2 protein-coding genes are annotated in these 711 nt (G+C 41.1%); one reads left to right on the top strand and one right to left on the bottom strand.

What is annotated here, in order from left to right; genetic code table 11:
* Positions 1–409, bottom strand: a 409-nt coding sequence (locus KIV40_RS26365; protein WP_285352135.1) for a LysR family transcriptional regulator, incomplete at its 3' end; no start/stop codon positions are given.
* Between the two features lie 101 nt (positions 410–510).
* Here KIV40_RS26365 and KIV40_RS26360 point away from each other — a divergent pair.
* On the top strand, positions 511–711 hold a 201-nt coding region (locus tag KIV40_RS26360), incomplete at its 3' end, for a chromate transporter (protein WP_285352134.1).

Raw genomic sequence — 711 nt, 5'->3', positions numbered from 1 at the left:
TTACATTGAAGAACACAACTTGAGAATTAGGAGATTCATTTTTGATGTAATCAAAGATACTTGGGCCAAACATCTGCTCCGCATAGTCGGTCAACCCAATCTTCCATGTACCTTGATAGGTATCAACATCAAACACTTTTGACATCAGAACTTCGGACTGAATAGTACTCAATAGAGCATCAACGGTTACAGAGAGTTCTATCGCTCTGTCAGTCGCCTGCATACGTGATCCAACTCGCTCAAATAGCGGATCATCAAATAGCTTTCGAAGCCTCTGCAAGCTATGACTCATTGCTGACTGACTCACATAACAACGCTCAGCAGCCTTGCTCACACTGTTAGTTTTATACAAAGCCTGCAGTGCAATCAATAAGTTAAGATCAATCCCCTTCCAATTAAAATCCGCCACCCAACAAACCCATATGATTCATAGTAATAATTAAAACAATTAATTTGAATCATAGTACAACTCCACATAAATTAGCCACAAACATTTATTTGGATACGATCATGCTTTCAATTTTTAAGACGTTTTTCTGGCTTGGCTGGATCAGCTTTGGCGGACCTGCCGCGCACATTGGGTACTTTCGTAAGACCTTTGTTGAAAAATTAAACTGGCTGTCAGATGAAGAGTACGGTCAAATTGTGGCACTCAGCCAATTCCTGCCAGGACCAGGCTCAAGCCAAGTGGGATTTGCTCTAGGTTACAAA

This window comes from Vibrio sp. D173a, assembly GCF_030248475.1.
Note: the sequence above shows the minus strand (reverse complement) of the source record. Positions and strands in the feature narration are given on the sequence as shown.